Raw genomic sequence first — 14,433 nt, 5'->3', positions numbered from 1 at the left:
GTTTTTGGCCCGCAGGTCTATCCGCATGACGCAGAAAGGGACATGAGGCCCAAATGCGCAACGGGCGACGTTTTCCGGCGCCTATGGCCCTCCAAAGCCCCCTGCGCCGTGCCACAATATCCTCTAAGAGCGAACATGGTTGGCAAGGTAAGGAGCCGTTATGGACAGGCGAATCCGCACGGCAGCGTCGTATGGCGTCGGGGCCGTGGTCATTGTCGCCGTCATAGCCATTGCGCTGACATGCGGTGCCGATGAACCCGAACTGTTCTACCGGACGCTGGATTATGACGTCGCCATTCAGGGCGATGGCGACGTGGCGATTACGCAGACCATCGATATGAAGCTCAACGCACGCGGCAACGATGAGCGGTGGCGCCAGCTGTACCAGCAGTACACGCTGGATTCGGCGCAGGTGACGAATATTTCAGGCATCAGCGTCACCGATCTTGACAGCGGCGAAGAGTATACGCAGATCGCGCCTCAATCGCCTAGCGGCATTTCCTATGAAGAGTGGGATGATGACTATGCGGGGCATTGGTATATCGCCGACGTCAGCGAAGGCGACGACGATCCGCTCCCCTTCGATCCCCAAACGGATGGGCTACCGGTCACGGTTCCCGGAGAGCGGGCTGCCACGAAGCAGGTGGAGGTAGGCTGGAACATCCCGGCGACCACCAGTGCGGAGAGCAGGCGGTTCGCAGTGACGATGGTATTCGAGAATCTCGTCACCGACTATGCCGATGTTGCGAAATTCATGTGGGAACCTGTCGCGAAAGCGAATCGCATTCCGGTAGGAATGCTGACCGGAACCGTGCGCTTCCCCCAGGCGGCTGATGACGACGATTCGTGGGGATTCCTGCACTACGAAGGCGTTTCGCAAACGCATAGGGGGCCCGAAGGGGAACTGGAATTCACTGCGGATGACGTGAAAAGCGGAGATTATGTGGACCTGCTCGTCATGTTCGACAAGACCATGGCGCCTGATACGGCCCGGCAGGCCAGCACGGCGACCAAGCAGGCGACTCTTGACGAAGAAAACGAGGCGGAATCCCAGTGGCGCAGACAGCAGCGCGATGCCGTCGTGCGCAACGTCCTTATCTGGATCACGATGACGCTGGTGGCGGTGCTGCTGTCCGTCCTTGCCATCCGCCGTGCCTGGAAGGGCTTGCGTTTGCAGCGCGCCCCCAAAGACTCGGGGTACTGGCGTTCGGCTCCGGATTTCAGCCCTGCGGCGGCCGCGGCGCTGAACGGCTTCACCGACGGCGCGGACCAAGGCGACGTGCACAGCCGCCAGCTATCGGCGACGCTCATGTATCTGGCCAATTGCAGGCTCATCGCCATCTATCCGGGACCGGCGCGCCTGTATGCCGGCTTCAATCTGGCACACCCGGATGCCGCGTCGCTTGCCCGCATGATCGGCGCCGACAGCGCCAACAAGGACACCGTTCAGGCAACCAGCACGATCGTCGTGTTGCCCGGGGCCTTTGACGCCGGCTGTCATGAGGGGCTCGACGGACCGGCTTGCGCCGCGCTTGATTTCCTGAAGGCGGCTTCGCAGTCGTTCGGCTGCCCCGTCTTCGATCTGGAGATGCTCAACCAGAGTGCCGCCAAAGGCGGCTGGAAAGGCCCTCTGGTCCCTAAGCTCAACAAGTTCTACAACGAGTCCGAAGAGGCATTCAAGGAGCTGCATGCCACGAAGAGCTATGGATACAATGGCTGGGCCACCGTCGAGGTGCTGGTGGCAATCGCGTCGTTCGTCTACGCCCTCGTCATCCAGAACCTGTGGCTGGCGGCCGTAACGGCATTGCCGATGATGTTCTGCAGCGTGTTTGCCGTGATGCTCACCCCTGATACAGTGCTCTCGGAAGCAGGCGACGCCTGCTCGCGCCAGCTGCAGGGGCTGAAGAACTACCTTGAGGATTTCAGCGACTTTAGCGACCGTGGGCCTCTCGACCTTGCCAGATGGGGCGAATACCTGGTGTATGCGACGGCATTGGGCATCTCGGGCGAAGCCATGCGGCAGCTCGCGCGCGCATATCCGCAGATGGCCGATGCGCAATGGCTCGACGCGCATGCGCAGGAGGAATCGCTGGTCTACTGGTCCATGCGTGAAGAGCTCCTGTGGAAGCGCGATCCCGACGACAGGCATCGCATGCGTTCCGGGTACCGCTCCGCGGCGCGCGTCGGCGCAGGCGCTCCCGTAGGCGCCAGCGCATTCGACGGTTCGCTTGCCAGCCTGGGGAAGAACCTGCACGCTACCTATATCGCTTCCGTGCGCGAGCCATCTTCGTCTTCTTCGTCGGGCTCATCGGGGTCCTTCTCGAGTTCCAGCGGAGGCTATGGCGGTTCCAGCGGCGGCGGTGGAGGCGGTTCCTTTGGCGGCCGGTAGGCTGTGACGCGTATCACTAGCGCGCTGTGGGATTGTTCACAAAACGTTCCCCATTGCGCGCAAAAGCGTGCGCGCACCGCGAAACGTCGTCTAGGGTGGGTGGCGGAAGGTTCCCCGTCACGAAGGAGCGCATCATGAACCTGCTCAACCACGAACTCACCGACTTCACCGTGCCTGCCTACGACAACGGCAAGCTCGATACCGTCAGCAAGGAGGACCTGCTGGGCCACTGGTCGGTGCTGTTCTTCTACCCTGCCGATTTCAGCTTCGTATGCCCCACCGAGCTCGAGGACCTCGCGGATCACTACGACGAGTTCCAGAAGGCCGGCTGCAACATCTACTCGGTGTCGACCGACTCGCAGTGGGTGCACAAGGCGTGGCATGACGCGAACGAGAAAATCGGCAAGATCCAGTACCCGATGCTCGCCGACCGCACCGCCAAGCTGGCGCGCGACCTCGAAACGTACAACGAGGAGACCGGCGACGCCGAACGCGGCGACTTCATCATCGACCCGGACGGCAAGGTCGTCGCCTACGAAGTGCTGTCCAGCAACGTCGGGCGCGACGCCGCCGAAATCCTGCGCCGCGTCAAGGCCAGCCAGTTCGTGCGCGAGCATTCCGACCAGGTCTGCCCGGCCAAGTGGCAGCCGGGCGACGAAACGCTGGAGCCGAGCCTCGACCTCGTCGGCCAGCTCTGATTCGGAAGCGGATGGCTGATATGAGCGCAGACAATATGTACGACGTCATCGTCATCGGCGGCGGCCCTGCGGGCCTGACCGCCGGCATGTACCTGGCGCGCGCCCGCTACCGCGTGCTCGTGCTGGAGAAGGGCGATTTCGGCGGCGCGATCACCATCACCGCGGAAGTCGTCAACTACCCCGGCGTGCTCAACACCGACGGGGCGAAGCTGACCGGCACGATGCGCCAGCAGGCCATCGACTTCGGCGCCGAACTCAAGGTGGCGGACGCCACCGGCATCGAGGTTTCCCCGGATGACGACGGCGCCGTCAAGACGGTGCATACGTCGGCCGGCGACTTCAGGGCCTTCGGCATCGTGCTCGCCATGGGCGCCGCTCCCCGCCACGTCGGCTTCGAAGGCGAAAGTGAATACGCCGGGCGCGGCGTGGCCTACTGCGCGACCTGCGACGGCGAATTCTACACCGGCCGCGAAGTGCTCGTCATCGGCGGCGGCTACGCGGCGGCCGAGGAAGCCGTGTTCCTCACCCGGTTCGCCTCGAAGGTGACGATGCTGGTGCGCGAGCCGGACTTCACCTGCGCGGCCAACGTCGCCCAGAAAGCCAAGGACGACCCTAAGATCGACATCCGCTACAACACCGAGCTGCTCAAGGTGACGGCCGGCAACGCTGGCCTGTCCAGCGCGCTGATCCGCGACGACAAGACCGGCGAGACTTACGAATGGAAGCCGGCTGACGGCGCGACGTTCGGCGTGTTCGTCTTCGCCGGCTATGCGCCGCAGACGGGGCTGGTGAAAAATCTTGTCGAACTGGACGGCAATGGCTACGTCGTTACGTCGCCGACGCTGGAAACGAACGTGCCGGGAATCTATGCCGCCGGCGATTTGCGCGAGAAGCCCTTGCGCCAGGTCGTGACGGCGACGGCGGACGGCGCGCTCGCCGCCACCGAGCTGGAACGCTACGCGGCCAGCGCTTCGAAGCGCACCGGCATCGTGCCCGAGCGGCCGACCGGAACCAACTACCAGAACCGCGAAGCGATCGAGCGCAACTCGGCGCCGGCGAATACCACGGCCGCCCCGGCGCCTGCCCGCGCCGGCGACACCGAGCAGGCGTTCCGCTTCGACGACGCGGTGCGCCAGCAGCTGGACATGGTGTTCGGGCGCATGGCGCAGCCGGTGACGCTTGAACTGACGCTCGACGATTCGCCGCTGTCGGTGCAGCTGGAAACGTTCATGGACGAACTCGCCTCGGTCTCCGGCGGCAAGGTCGCGGTACGCACGAAGCGTGGCCATGACCTCGATGCGCAGGGACGCGGCGCCTACGATCCGGCCGAGCCGCTGCCGCAGGCTACGCCGATGGTGCGGATCATGACGCTCGACGACATGGGCGAGCTCAAGCCCTCGGGACTGGCGTTCCATGGCGTGCCGTCGGGCCACGAGTTCAACTCGTTCGTGCTCGGCATGTACAACGCGGCCGGCCCCGGGCAGCCGATTTCCGACGAGGAGGCAGCCCGCATCGGCGCCATCGCCGATCCGGTGGACGTCATGCTGCTCGTGTCGCTGACGTGCACGATGTGCCCCGAAAGCGTGCGGGCGGCGCAACGCATCGCCGCGCTGAACGGCAACGTGCGTGCGGAAGCCTATGACGTCGCGCATTTCCCGGCGCTGAAGGAGCAGTACGAAGTGACGAGCGTGCCGATGATCGTCATCAACCGCAACGGCAACCAGCTCATCGAATTCGGCCGCAAGGGCGTTTCGCAGATGCTGGACGCCATCGACCGGGCGGCTGGCGAAAGCAGCTGACCCAGCCGGGCCGTCGTTCACGGCTGCTTCCCTCCCCTGCTCTTCCGTGCCAGCCTGCGGATTGCGGATGTCCGAAAATTGGCGGGGAAGGAACGGCAAAAAAGCGCCCGCGCCTGGAATCTTCTTCCAGCGCGGGCGCCTTCCCGTTTCCGGAACCGTGCGGTGGCGCGGTGTGCGGATGGGCGTTAACGGCTTACCGAAATCGCGTAGTAATGCGGGTAGCCGCGGTATGAATCGATGGACTGCCAGCCGGCATCGCGCAGCGCCATGCGGCGTTCCGCGGCGCCGGGAGCGGCCTTCGTCACGAGGCGCGCGTTGCCGAAATAGTCGCGGAACGTCGACGTGGCGAAGTCGAGCAGCTGGCGGATCGACGCGGCGTTTTCGTAGGCGCCGTTGATGTCGATGCGCAGCACGCCGGTATCGCCGCCGAATCCTTCCAATGTCCCCACCGTCTTGCCGGCCGACTTCGAAACGACGGCGAAACGCACGAAATTGCGCTGGCGGTAATGGTCGAGCCAGTAGTCGATGGTCTGCTCCATCTGCTCGACGCCGGGCATGTAGAAGCCGAAATCGCAGTTGTCGTCGTTCATCAGCGCCACCGCGGCGGTGTCGCCGTACGTTTCCGCAAGGTCGGCGGCGTCGGCGCGGCGCACCAGGCGGATCGTGAAGTCGGCGGTCTGGGCTGCCGGCACCCCTTCGTAGATGTTCATTGGATTGCGCTCCCCTTACCGTGGCGGCTCGGCGCAGGCCGTTGCGGCCGTGCGCGGCGCCACACGTTCTGAACAGCCAAGCTACCACACCGCGGCGTGCCAAGGCCAGCGTTTTCGCAACGGGATGCGACTGCCTTGTCCGGTTCCTCCGCGCGCGGCGTGTCGGGGAACCCGACCCGTCGGTTTTCAAGATTCCTGGGTCCGGTTCCTCCCCTGCCGGCGTGTTGAGGAACCGGCGCCAAGGAAAGGCCGGGATTGCAAGGTCCGGTTCCTCCCGTCACGGCGTGTTGGGGAACCGGAGCCAGGGAAAAGCGGGATTGCGGGAAGCCGGTTCCTCGGGAAGGCTGCCGGTAGACTGGGCAATGCCGTGCGAGAAGACCAGCAACGCTGGAATCCGCGGCAATGCAACCAGCAGCGGCGGCCGTCAACGACTGGGCGCCGGCACCGGATGAGAAAGGGCACCCGCATGGCACCTACCGCGCCGATCACCGATATCGTCTTCGACTTCTGCGGAGTGCTGGTCGACTGGCAATGCCGCGCCGCGCTGGAAGGAAGGTACCCGGACGAGCTCGTCGACCGGATCTGCGCCGACGACGACCCCCTCGGCTTCTTCCGCTACGAGGACTGGATGGACGGCGGCATGCTCCTCGCCGACGTGCTGCCCATCGTCGCGCGCGAGCAGGGTCCGGACATTGCCGACGTGTTCCGAGACTACATCGAGCGCTACGGCGACGCGCTCCCCCGGCTCGTTCCCGGCGCCGAGGAGCTGCTGCGCGACCTCGAGGCCGCCGGACTGCGCCTGTGGGGCCTGACGAACTGGTCGGGCGAAACGTTCCATTTCGCCTTCGAGCGTTTCCCTCAGCTGGAACGCTACCTTGGCGGCACCGTCGTGTCCGGCGTCGAGAAGCTGCGCAAGCCGAACGCCGACATCTATGAACTCGCGCAGCGCCGCTTCTCGCTCGAGCCGGCCTCGACGCTGTTCTTCGACGACACCGCGAAGAACGTCGAGGGCGCGCGCGCCGTCGGCTGGAACGCCGCGCGCTTCACGACGCCGCAGCACGCCCGCGAACAGCTCGCACAGTTCGGCGTCGCGCTCTAGCGGCGCTGTTTTCCCGTTGCCCGCATTGTAAACAGCGCGTTTCGCGGCGCTGCCGGGCGCGCTGTATCTTGGTTATAACCAATCTTTGGAAAACAAACGCTAGGTATAAGGAAGATTTATGACGCTCCTTCAGCTGAAATATATCGTCAAGATCGTCGAGTGCGGTTCGATGAACGAAGCGTCGCACGAACTGTACGTCTCCCAGCCGGCGCTGAGCTCCTCCGTCAAGGAACTGGAGAACGAGCTGGGCATCGAGATCTTCAAGCGCAGTTCGCAGGGCATCGCGCTGACCGTCGACGGCGCTGAATTCCTCACCTACGCACGCCAGGTGCTCGACCAGGCGGCGCTGCTCGAGGAACGCTACAAGAACGCGAAGCCGCGCAAGCAGCTGTGCACCGTCTCCACGCAGCACTACATGTTCGCCGTCGAGGCGTTCGTCGACATGATCAACTCGATCAAGTCCGACGAATACGAGTTCACGATCCGCGAGACGCGCACGAAGGACATCATCAATTCGGTGGCGAACATGCGCAGCGACGTCGGCATCATCTATACGTCCCGCTTCAACAAGGACGTCATCAACAAGATGCTGCGCGAAAAGCACCTCGAGTTCCATCCGCTGTTCCGCGCGCCGCTGCACGTGTTCCTGTCGCGCACGAACCCGCTCGCCGCGAAGCGCAAGGTGACGATGGAAGACCTCAAGCCCTACCCGTTCATCCAGTACGAGCAGGGCGAGGAAGGCAGCTTCTTCTTCGCCGAGGAAGCCGTGTGGCCGGACTACTCCCCCAAGCAGATCAACGTCACCGACCGCGCGACGATACTGAACTTCATCATCGGCCTCGACGGCTATACGGTGTGCACCGGCATCGACAACGGCGACCTGAACAACGAGAAGATCGTGACGGTGCCGCTCGACACCGACGAGACGATGCTGGTCGGCTGGATCACCAGCGAACGCACGAAGCTTTCGAAGGCGGCGCAGACCTATATCGAACGGCTCCGCGACGTCGTGGCCGGACACGGCTATAGCATCATTTCGTAACGGCCCGGCCGTCGGCAGCGGCCGCGAACAACGGCGGTCCGGGCGCGCGTCGCTAGGCACCCCGCTTCCGGACCGGCTCCGTTTCGCGCCTATGCGCCGTACTGCTCGAGGTATTCTTCGGCGGCGTCGGCGATTTCGTCGGACACGTACGGCTCGCACGACGGCGTCATCAGCAGGCGTCCGGCGGCGAAGATCTCCAGCACGTTGGCGATGGCGAAGACGGGGAACCCGAACTCCTCCTCCACCGCGGCGATGGCCGACTTGTCGCTGTCCGCCGTCTTCTCCATGCGGTCGACCGACAGCACGAGCCCGACGATGTTGACGTCGGCCTCGGCCTTGAGCTTGGGCACGACTTCGCGCACGGCGGTGCCGGCCGTCATCACGTCGTCGACGAGCAGCACGTTCATGCCGTCCTCGAGCGGCGTGCCGACCATCATGCCGCCGTCGCCGTGGTCCTTGCGCTCCTTGCGGTCGAACGTATAGCCGACGTTGCGCCCTGCCGCGGCCATCGCCGCCGACGTGGCCACCGCCAGCGGAATGCCCTTGTATGCCGGGCCGAACACGGTGCCGATCGTTTCGGGAAGGTTCCCGGCTTCCGTCTCCGCCGCGATCTTTTCGGCGTAGAACCGTCCCAGCGTGGCGATCTTCGTGCCGTCGTTGAACGCGCCGGCGTTGATGAAGTACGGCGAACGGCGGCCGGATTTCAGCGTGAAGTCGCCGAATTTCAGCGCGCCGGATTCCAGCAGGAACTTCGTGAAGCGGCGGTCAAGGTCGTGGTTGCGGGTCATGGGGTCGTCCTCTCTACTCAAATTCCAAGCGTAACAGGGCCCGGTACCGTCGCGCCGCCAGAGGCGCCCGCGCCAACGGCACCGTCCGGGCCGTCAGCGCCAGGTGTCGCCCTTCGCCAGCTTCTCGGCCAGCTCGGGCCGTTCGTCGAGCAGCGATTCCAGCTCGAGCGCCACCCGGATCGGGGCGGTCGGGTCGGTCAGCGTGGCGCCGCCGACCTCGACGGCATTCGCGCCGGCATACAGGTATTCGAGCGCCTTCTCGCCCGAATCGATGCCGCCGATGCCGATGATCGGAATGTCCGGCAGCGCGGTGCGCACCTTCCATACGCACGCCAGGCCGACCGGGAACACGGCCGGGCCGGACACGCCGCCGGTGACGTTGCCGATGATCGGCTCGCCGGTGCGGATATCGATGCGCATGCCGACCAGCGTATTGATCAGGCTCAGCGCGTCGGCGCCGGATTCGGCGGCCGCGCGCGCGATGGCGGCGATGTCGGTGACGTTCGGCGTGAGCTTGACGACCATCGGCTTATCGGTGAGCTTGCGCAGGCGCGTGATCAGCCGCGACAGCGCCACCGGGTCGGAGCCGACCGACAGGCCGCCGGCGGATACGTTCGGGCAGCTGACGTTGATTTCCAGCATGTCGGCCGGCGAATCGGCGAGCTTGGCGACCACTTCGGCATAGTCGTCGTCGCTATGGCCCGCGACGTTCGTGACGACGGTCGCGCCCAGCTCCTTGAGCTTGGGCAGTTCGTCGACGAGGTAATGGTCGACGCCGGGGTTCTGCAGGCCGACGGCGTTGACGGTTCCGGCCGGCGATTCGGCGGTGCGCACGCCCGGATTGCCTTCCCACGGCACCGGGGAGACGCCCTTCGTCGACACGGCGCCGAGTGCGGAGACGTCGTAGAACCAGCGGCATGCGGCCAGCTGGAACGTGCCGGAGGCGGTGCCGACAGGATTCTTCCACGGCACGCCGGCGACGACGGTGGGATGGTGCCATTCGTACGGCCCGTACAGCCCGGCTCCGGCGGCCGCGCGCGCCTCGTCTTCCTGACCGACCGTTGCGTTGTATGCGTTGTTCATTGCCTTTTCCAGATCCCTTTCCTTGCCGCCGTCAGTTCCATCCAAGCTGCTGCGCGGTGAACACCGGCCCGTCGACGCACACCTTCTGCCGCCCGCTTGCCGTGTCGATCGTGCATACGACGCAGGTGCCGTAGCCGCAGCCCATCCGCTGCTCCATGCTCAGCTGGCATGCCAGGCCGCGCTTGCCGGCCCACGCGGCCACCGCCTTCATCATCGGCAGCGGCCCGCACGACAGCACCGTCACCGGCCGTCCGTCGCGTCCGGCGGCGAACCCTTCCTGCTCGAGGATCGTCAGCACGTTGCCTTCCGACTCGTCGATCGAGTGGACGGCCTCGCACAGCGGCTCGGCGAATCCATCGGCGAAATGCCGGTCGCGGTAGCCGAAGACGGCGGTGGCGGTGGCGTCGTCGCGTTCGTGCAGCGCCTGCGCCGCCTTGAGCAGCGGCGGGATGCCCAGGCCGCCGCCAACGAGCAGGTAGTCGCCGGATTCCTTGAGATTGAACGGCTTGCCGAGGGGCCCGAGCATGTCGACATGGTCGCCTGCCCGCAGCGCGCTGAACGCTTCGGTGCCGCTGCCGACGACGGCGAAGATGACGCTGACGAGGTCGCCGTCCGTCGCGGCGACGCCGAACGGGCGCGGGCTCATCCTGAGCGGATCGGGCGAATAGAGGTTCACGAATTGCGCCGGCCGGGCATGGCTGGCCGTGTAGGCGTCGCGGAACGTCAGGCGCCACACGGCGTCGGCGAGCTGCCGGTTGTCGACGATTTCGACGCTGCGGCGCCCGGGGACGAACCCCGCTGCACACGCTTCGGCAACCGTTGGCGTGAACGTTGCTGTCATGGATTCCTCTGCTTTCGTACCTTGGGTGGGTAATCGTTTCGTTGCTGGATAAGATTCGGCTGCCGTCGCGCTACGGCATCACCGCGCGCAGGTCGTCGCGCATCGCGATCGCCGCGCCGCGCGCGGCGTCGGCGACCAGGCCGAGCGCGGCGGCCGCATCCATCGACTCACTGTAGCGTCCGCCGTTCCTCCAGGCGCCGGTGATGCCGCGCGACGAGTTGACGATGGCGCCGGAGCCGTTGCGGTCGAACATGCCGGCGACGCTGGCCGCCGTGCCGCCCTGCGCCCCGTAGCCGGGGACCAGGAAGAACGTATGCGGCATCGCGGCGCGCAGCTCGGCGCCTTCTTGCGGATGCGTCGCGCCGACGACGGCGCCGGCGCGGCTGTAGCCGAAGCGCCCGACGCTGCCGGCGCCCCATTCCTCCACGAGCGCGCCGACATGCCGGTAGAGCGGCTCGCCGCCGGCCAGCTCAAGCTCCTGGATCTGCGCGCTGGACGGATTCGAGGTGCGCACGAGGATGAACGCGTCCTTGTCGGCCTCCGCCGCCGCGTCGAGGAACGGGTCGATGCCGTCGGAACCCAGGTACGGATTCACGGTCAGCGCGTCCTCATGCCATGCGTCGGCACCGTCACCCGCGGCCTGTCCCGCGCGGCCCTGCAGGCCCGACAGATGCGTGGCGTAGGCGGCCGCCGTCGAGCCGATGTCGCCGCGCTTGGCGTCGCCGATGACGTACAGGCCGCACGACTGCGCGTATTCGCAGGTCATGGCGTACGCGTCGATGCCGGCCGGCCCGAGCGCCTCGTACATCGCGATCTGCGGCTTGACCGCGGGCACGATGTCGGCGATGGCGTCGATGATCGCCCGGTTGGTTTCGAAATAGGCCGCCGCGATGCCCGCGACGCCGGCATCGGCCGGATCGTCCACTTCGTCGGCCGCTTCGGCCGCGTAGGCGTCCAGCACCTGCGCAGGAATGAGCGCCTCGGTGGGGTCGAGCCCGACGACGCTGGGGTTCTGCTTGGCCTCGATGGCCTCGATGAGCCTGTCCATCAGTCCCTTTCTCGTTCAATGTTGCGCTGCGTTGGCCGCGCGCGTCCCGTTACTCCAGATTCCCGTACGCCCACGCGCCGGCGACGATCGTCGCCTTGGCGCGGCCGGTCACGTCCCAGCCGCCGAACGGCGTGTTGCGCGCCTTCGACGCGAAGCGTTCCGGCTCGATCGTCCAGCGTTCCCCCAGATTGAAGATCGCCAGGTCGACGGACGAGGGGTCGCTTACGGCGCGCAGGTCGAGCGTGCGCTTGATCGCGCACGCGGCGCTGTCGTTGAGCAGCGCGGCGACGTTCGTCGCATGCACGCCCATCAGGTTGCCGGGCGCCAGCGCCATGAGCTCGATGAGCCGCTGGTCGGTGATGTAGCCAGCCTCGACGAGCGCCTTGCGGCACACGGCGAAGGCGCATTCGAGGCCGATGATGCCGTTGGGCGCCTCAAGGAAGCCCTTGCCCTTTTCGTCGAGCGTATGCGGCGCATGGTCGGTGGCGATCATGTCGATCGTGCCGTCGGATATGGCGGCCAGCACCGCCTGCCGGTCGCGCTTCGTGCGCAGCGGCGGGTTCATTTTCGCCAGCGTGCCGTAGGTAAGCAAATCTTCGTCGCACAGCGCGATGTAGTGCGGCGCCGTTTCGCAGGTCACCGGCAGCCCTTCGGCCTTCGCCTGGCGGATGGCGTCGAGCGCAATCGCCGTGGAGACGTGCTGGAAATGGATGTGCACGCCGGTCGCCCGCGCCATGTCGATGTCTCGGGCGACGACGGCCAGCTCCGTGTCCTCGGGGATGCCCGGCACGCCGAGCCGCTCGGCGACCGGTCCCGCGTTGACGGCGCCCACGTCGTGGTGCTCGCAATGCTCGATGAGGTACAGGCCCGTCTCCTTGACGTTGGCGAGCACGTCGCGCAGCACCGCTTCCGGCACCGCGGAGCCGTCGTCGGTGACCGACGTCACCGGATGCGCCAGCTCGCACTCGTCCTTGGCCGCGTCGTCGACGCCGCGCACGTAGAAGCCCCACTTGGCCGGGTCGCTCGCCTGCTGTCCCGCGCGGCCCTTCGTCGCCGCCACGCACAGCTCGTAGCGTACCGGCAGCTCGACGCCGTGGATCTGCCCGTAATGCTGCAGGTAGCCGATGACGTTGTCGTAGCCTGCGTCGAGCACTTCGGACGCCCCGGGCTCGCCGGGCCGGACCGTTTCGCCGTCCATCGCCGGCACGGTGTTGGGCATGATGAGCACGTTCGTGTAGCCGCCGGCAGCGGCCGCCGCGCACCCGGTGGCCATCGTTTCCTTGTAGGTCTGGCCAGGGTCGCGGAAATGGACGTGCGGGTCCTGCAGACCCGGCGCGACGGTCAGCGCCGATGCGTCCACATGGCGCATCGGCGCGTCCTGCGCGGCGCCCGTCGCCGGTTCCCCGGCGTCGGGGACAATCAGGTCGATCCGTTCGCCGGTATCCCATACGGCGATGTCGTGCAGCGTCGTCGTCATCAGAACTTGGCCTCCTCGTCGCAGTAGTCGCAGCGGTATTCGCCGCGTTCGGTATGCATCAGGTGGAACATCTGGTCCAGCCCGCGCTCGGTCGTCGTCACGCAGCGCGGGTTCGCGCAGCGGATGACGTTGACGACATGCTCGGGCAGGTGCGGCCGCTGCTTGTCGACGATTTCGCCGCCGCGCACGATGTCGACGGTCGCCTGCCGCGCAATCAGCCCGAGCACGTCGAGGTCGACGTGGCCGCTGCCTTCGATCTTGATGATGTCCTTGGTGCCGTACGTCTTCGAATCGGCGTTCATGATGAGCGCCAGGCGCGTGGACGACGGGTCGATATCGAGGTAGTCGAGGACCTTGAGCGCCGTGCCCGCCGGCACGTGGTCGATGATGATGCCGTTGCGGATGCTCGTCACTTCCATCAGGCGGCCACTCCTTCCGTTTCGTCGCGCCAGGCCTGGTAGCCGGGCAGCTCGTCGCCGAGCACCGAGCTTTCCAGCGCCATGCGCATCAGCATGCCGTTCTTCACCTGCTCGAAGTAGGCGGCGCGCGGGTCGTCGTCGACCTCGACGGCGATTTCGTTGACGCGCGGCAGCGGGTGCAGCACCGCCATCGTGCTCTTGGCGCCGGCCAGCTTCGCCTCGTCCAGGATGTACGTGTCGCGCAGGCGCAGGTAGTCGTCCTCGTTGAAGAAGCGTTCCTTCTGCACGCGGGTCATGTAGAGCACGTCGAGCGAGCCGATGGCTCCGGCCAGGTCGCTGACCTCCTCGTAGGTGCAGCCGTCGGTCGCCTCGATGCGGTCGATGACGTAGCGCGGGGTCTTGAGCTCGTCCGGCGAGATCAGCACGAAATGGATATCGCCGAACCGGCACAGCGTTTCGATCAATGAATGGACGGTGCGGCCGAACGTCAGGTCGCCGCACAGGCCGACGGTCAGGCCCGTCACGCGCCCGAAGCGGCTCTGGATCGTCGCCAGGTCGGCAAGCGTCTGCGTCGGGTGCATGTGGCCGCCGTCGCCGGCGTTGATGACCGGCACGCCGGCGTTCTTCGCGGCGCGCGCCGCTACCAGCGCCGCGCCTTCCTTGGGGTGCCGGATGGCGATGGCGTCGACGTAGGTGGAGACGGTCTTGATCGTGTCGGCAATCGATTCGCCCTTCGACACGGAGGCGAGCTGCGCCCCCGCGAACCCGATGACCTTGCCTCCCAGCCGCAGCATGGCGGTTTCGAAGCTCAGGCGCGTACGCGTGCTGGGCTCGTAAAACAAAGTGGCGAGCACCCTGCCTTCGCAGGTGCGCGCCACTTGCTTGCGATGCGCGTCGATATAGCGTGCCTTGCGCATCAATTCGGTGATTTGCCCGACGCTCAGGTCGTCGAGGGTGATAACGCTGGTGCCTTCCATCGACGCGGCATCGGCCTGGGACTCGCCGGCGCCGGGGATGGCGGCTTGGTAAGAAGACGGCTT

General features: G+C 66.1%; 13 protein-coding genes. 5 read left to right on the top strand and 8 right to left on the bottom strand.

Annotation, left to right across the window (positions count from 1 at the left end):
* The first annotated feature begins 160 nt into the window (after positions 1–160).
* From AC1AXT_RS00510 to AC1AXT_RS00500, 3 genes are all read left to right on the top strand, one after another.
* Complete coding sequence (locus AC1AXT_RS00510; RefSeq protein WP_476539726.1) at positions 161–2,389, top strand: DUF2207 family protein; 2,229 nt, start codon at positions 161–163, stop codon at positions 2,387–2,389.
* A 134-nt stretch (positions 2,390–2,523) separates the two neighbouring features.
* Positions 2,524–3,087, top strand: coding sequence for a redoxin domain-containing protein (locus tag AC1AXT_RS00505; protein WP_476539724.1), 564 nt, complete (start codon positions 2,524–2,526; stop codon positions 3,085–3,087).
* Positions 3,088–3,107: 20 nt separating this feature from the next.
* On the top strand, positions 3,108–4,886 hold the full coding sequence (locus AC1AXT_RS00500) for an FAD-dependent oxidoreductase (protein WP_476562529.1): 1,779 nt from the start codon (positions 3,108–3,110) through the stop codon (positions 4,884–4,886).
* A 185-nt stretch (positions 4,887–5,071) separates the two neighbouring features.
* On the opposite strand, the gene AC1AXT_RS00495 is transcribed toward AC1AXT_RS00500, so the two are convergent.
* Positions 5,072–5,596 (bottom strand): GNAT family N-acetyltransferase, encoded by a 525-nt coding sequence (locus AC1AXT_RS00495; RefSeq protein WP_476539722.1) that lies wholly within the window; start codon positions 5,594–5,596, stop codon positions 5,072–5,074.
* A 466-nt stretch (positions 5,597–6,062) separates the two neighbouring features.
* Here AC1AXT_RS00495 and AC1AXT_RS00490 point away from each other — a divergent pair, with 466 nt between their 5' ends.
* Together AC1AXT_RS00490 and AC1AXT_RS00485 are read left to right on the top strand one after the other, a co-directional pair.
* Positions 6,063–6,695 carry an HAD family hydrolase gene (locus AC1AXT_RS00490; RefSeq protein ID WP_476539720.1) on the top strand — a complete coding sequence of 211 codons (633 nt, stop codon included), beginning with the start codon at positions 6,063–6,065 and terminating at the stop codon, positions 6,693–6,695.
* Between the two features lie 118 nt (positions 6,696–6,813).
* Entirely contained in the window at positions 6,814–7,737 is a 924-nt protein-coding gene (locus tag AC1AXT_RS00485) for a LysR family transcriptional regulator (RefSeq protein WP_476539718.1), read from the top strand.
* A gap of 89 nt (positions 7,738–7,826) precedes the next feature.
* Here AC1AXT_RS00485 and pyrE read toward each other — a convergent pair whose 3' ends face one another.
* From pyrE to pyrB, 7 genes are all read right to left on the bottom strand, one after another.
* Positions 7,827–8,525, bottom strand: coding sequence for an orotate phosphoribosyltransferase (pyrE, locus tag AC1AXT_RS00480; protein WP_476539716.1), 699 nt, complete (start codon positions 8,523–8,525; stop codon positions 7,827–7,829).
* Positions 8,526–8,618: 93 nt separating this feature from the next.
* Positions 8,619–9,608 carry a dihydroorotate dehydrogenase gene (locus AC1AXT_RS00475; RefSeq protein WP_476539715.1) on the bottom strand — a complete coding sequence of 330 codons (990 nt, stop codon included), beginning with the start codon at positions 9,606–9,608 and terminating at the stop codon, positions 8,619–8,621.
* A gap of 31 nt (positions 9,609–9,639) precedes the next feature.
* Positions 9,640–10,449 carry a dihydroorotate dehydrogenase electron transfer subunit gene (locus tag AC1AXT_RS00470; RefSeq protein ID WP_476539713.1) on the bottom strand — a complete coding sequence of 270 codons (810 nt, stop codon included), beginning with the start codon at positions 10,447–10,449 and terminating at the stop codon, positions 9,640–9,642.
* Between the two features lie 70 nt (positions 10,450–10,519).
* Complete coding sequence (gene pyrF, locus AC1AXT_RS00465) at positions 10,520–11,497, bottom strand: orotidine-5'-phosphate decarboxylase (protein ID WP_476539712.1); 978 nt, start codon at positions 11,495–11,497, stop codon at positions 10,520–10,522.
* Between the two features lie 49 nt (positions 11,498–11,546).
* A complete protein-coding gene (locus tag AC1AXT_RS00460) occupies positions 11,547–12,974 on the bottom strand; it encodes a dihydroorotase (RefSeq protein ID WP_476562528.1) in 1,428 nt (475 codons plus the stop codon).
* Complete coding sequence (locus tag AC1AXT_RS00455; protein WP_476539709.1) at positions 12,974–13,393, bottom strand: aspartate carbamoyltransferase regulatory subunit; 420 nt, start codon at positions 13,391–13,393, stop codon at positions 12,974–12,976. The genes AC1AXT_RS00460 and AC1AXT_RS00455 overlap by 1 nt, the downstream gene beginning before the upstream one ends.
* Positions 13,393–14,370, bottom strand: coding sequence for an aspartate carbamoyltransferase (gene pyrB / locus AC1AXT_RS00450; protein WP_476540489.1), 978 nt, complete (start codon positions 14,368–14,370; stop codon positions 13,393–13,395). Before pyrB ends, AC1AXT_RS00455 begins: the two co-directional genes overlap by 1 nt.
* Positions 14,371–14,433 lie beyond the last annotated feature (63 nt).

It is taken from the genome of Bifidobacterium sp. LH_450, from assembly GCF_056356715.1.
The sequence above is the reverse complement of the archived record's forward strand: the minus strand, read 5'-3'. Positions and strand labels throughout refer to the sequence as shown.

Coding starts and splice junctions, on each gene's coding strand:
- pyrE (WP_476539716.1), bottom strand. CDS start 8,525: ATGACCCGCAACCACGACCTTGACCGCCGCTTCACGAAGTTCCTGCTG.
- AC1AXT_RS00470 (WP_476539713.1), bottom strand. CDS start 10,449: ATGACAGCAACGTTCACGCCAACGGTTGCCGAAGCGTGTGCAGCGGGG.
- AC1AXT_RS00500 (WP_476562529.1), top strand. CDS start 3,108: ATGAGCGCAGACAATATGTACGACGTCATCGTCATCGGCGGCGGCCCT.
- AC1AXT_RS00460 (WP_476562528.1), bottom strand. CDS start 12,974: ATGACGACGACGCTGCACGACATCGCCGTATGGGATACCGGCGAACGG.
- AC1AXT_RS00475 (WP_476539715.1), bottom strand. CDS start 9,608: ATGAACAACGCATACAACGCAACGGTCGGTCAGGAAGACGAGGCGCGC.
- AC1AXT_RS00485 (WP_476539718.1), top strand. CDS start 6,814: ATGACGCTCCTTCAGCTGAAATATATCGTCAAGATCGTCGAGTGCGGT.
- AC1AXT_RS00505 (WP_476539724.1), top strand. CDS start 2,524: ATGAACCTGCTCAACCACGAACTCACCGACTTCACCGTGCCTGCCTAC.
- pyrF (WP_476539712.1), bottom strand. CDS start 11,497: ATGGACAGGCTCATCGAGGCCATCGAGGCCAAGCAGAACCCCAGCGTC.
- AC1AXT_RS00495 (WP_476539722.1), bottom strand. CDS start 5,596: ATGAACATCTACGAAGGGGTGCCGGCAGCCCAGACCGCCGACTTCACG.
- pyrB (WP_476540489.1), bottom strand. CDS start 14,370: ATGGAAGGCACCAGCGTTATCACCCTCGACGACCTGAGCGTCGGGCAA.
- AC1AXT_RS00490 (WP_476539720.1), top strand. CDS start 6,063: ATGGCACCTACCGCGCCGATCACCGATATCGTCTTCGACTTCTGCGGA.
- AC1AXT_RS00510 (WP_476539726.1), top strand. CDS start 161: ATGGACAGGCGAATCCGCACGGCAGCGTCGTATGGCGTCGGGGCCGTG.
- AC1AXT_RS00455 (WP_476539709.1), bottom strand. CDS start 13,393: ATGGAAGTGACGAGCATCCGCAACGGCATCATCATCGACCACGTGCCG.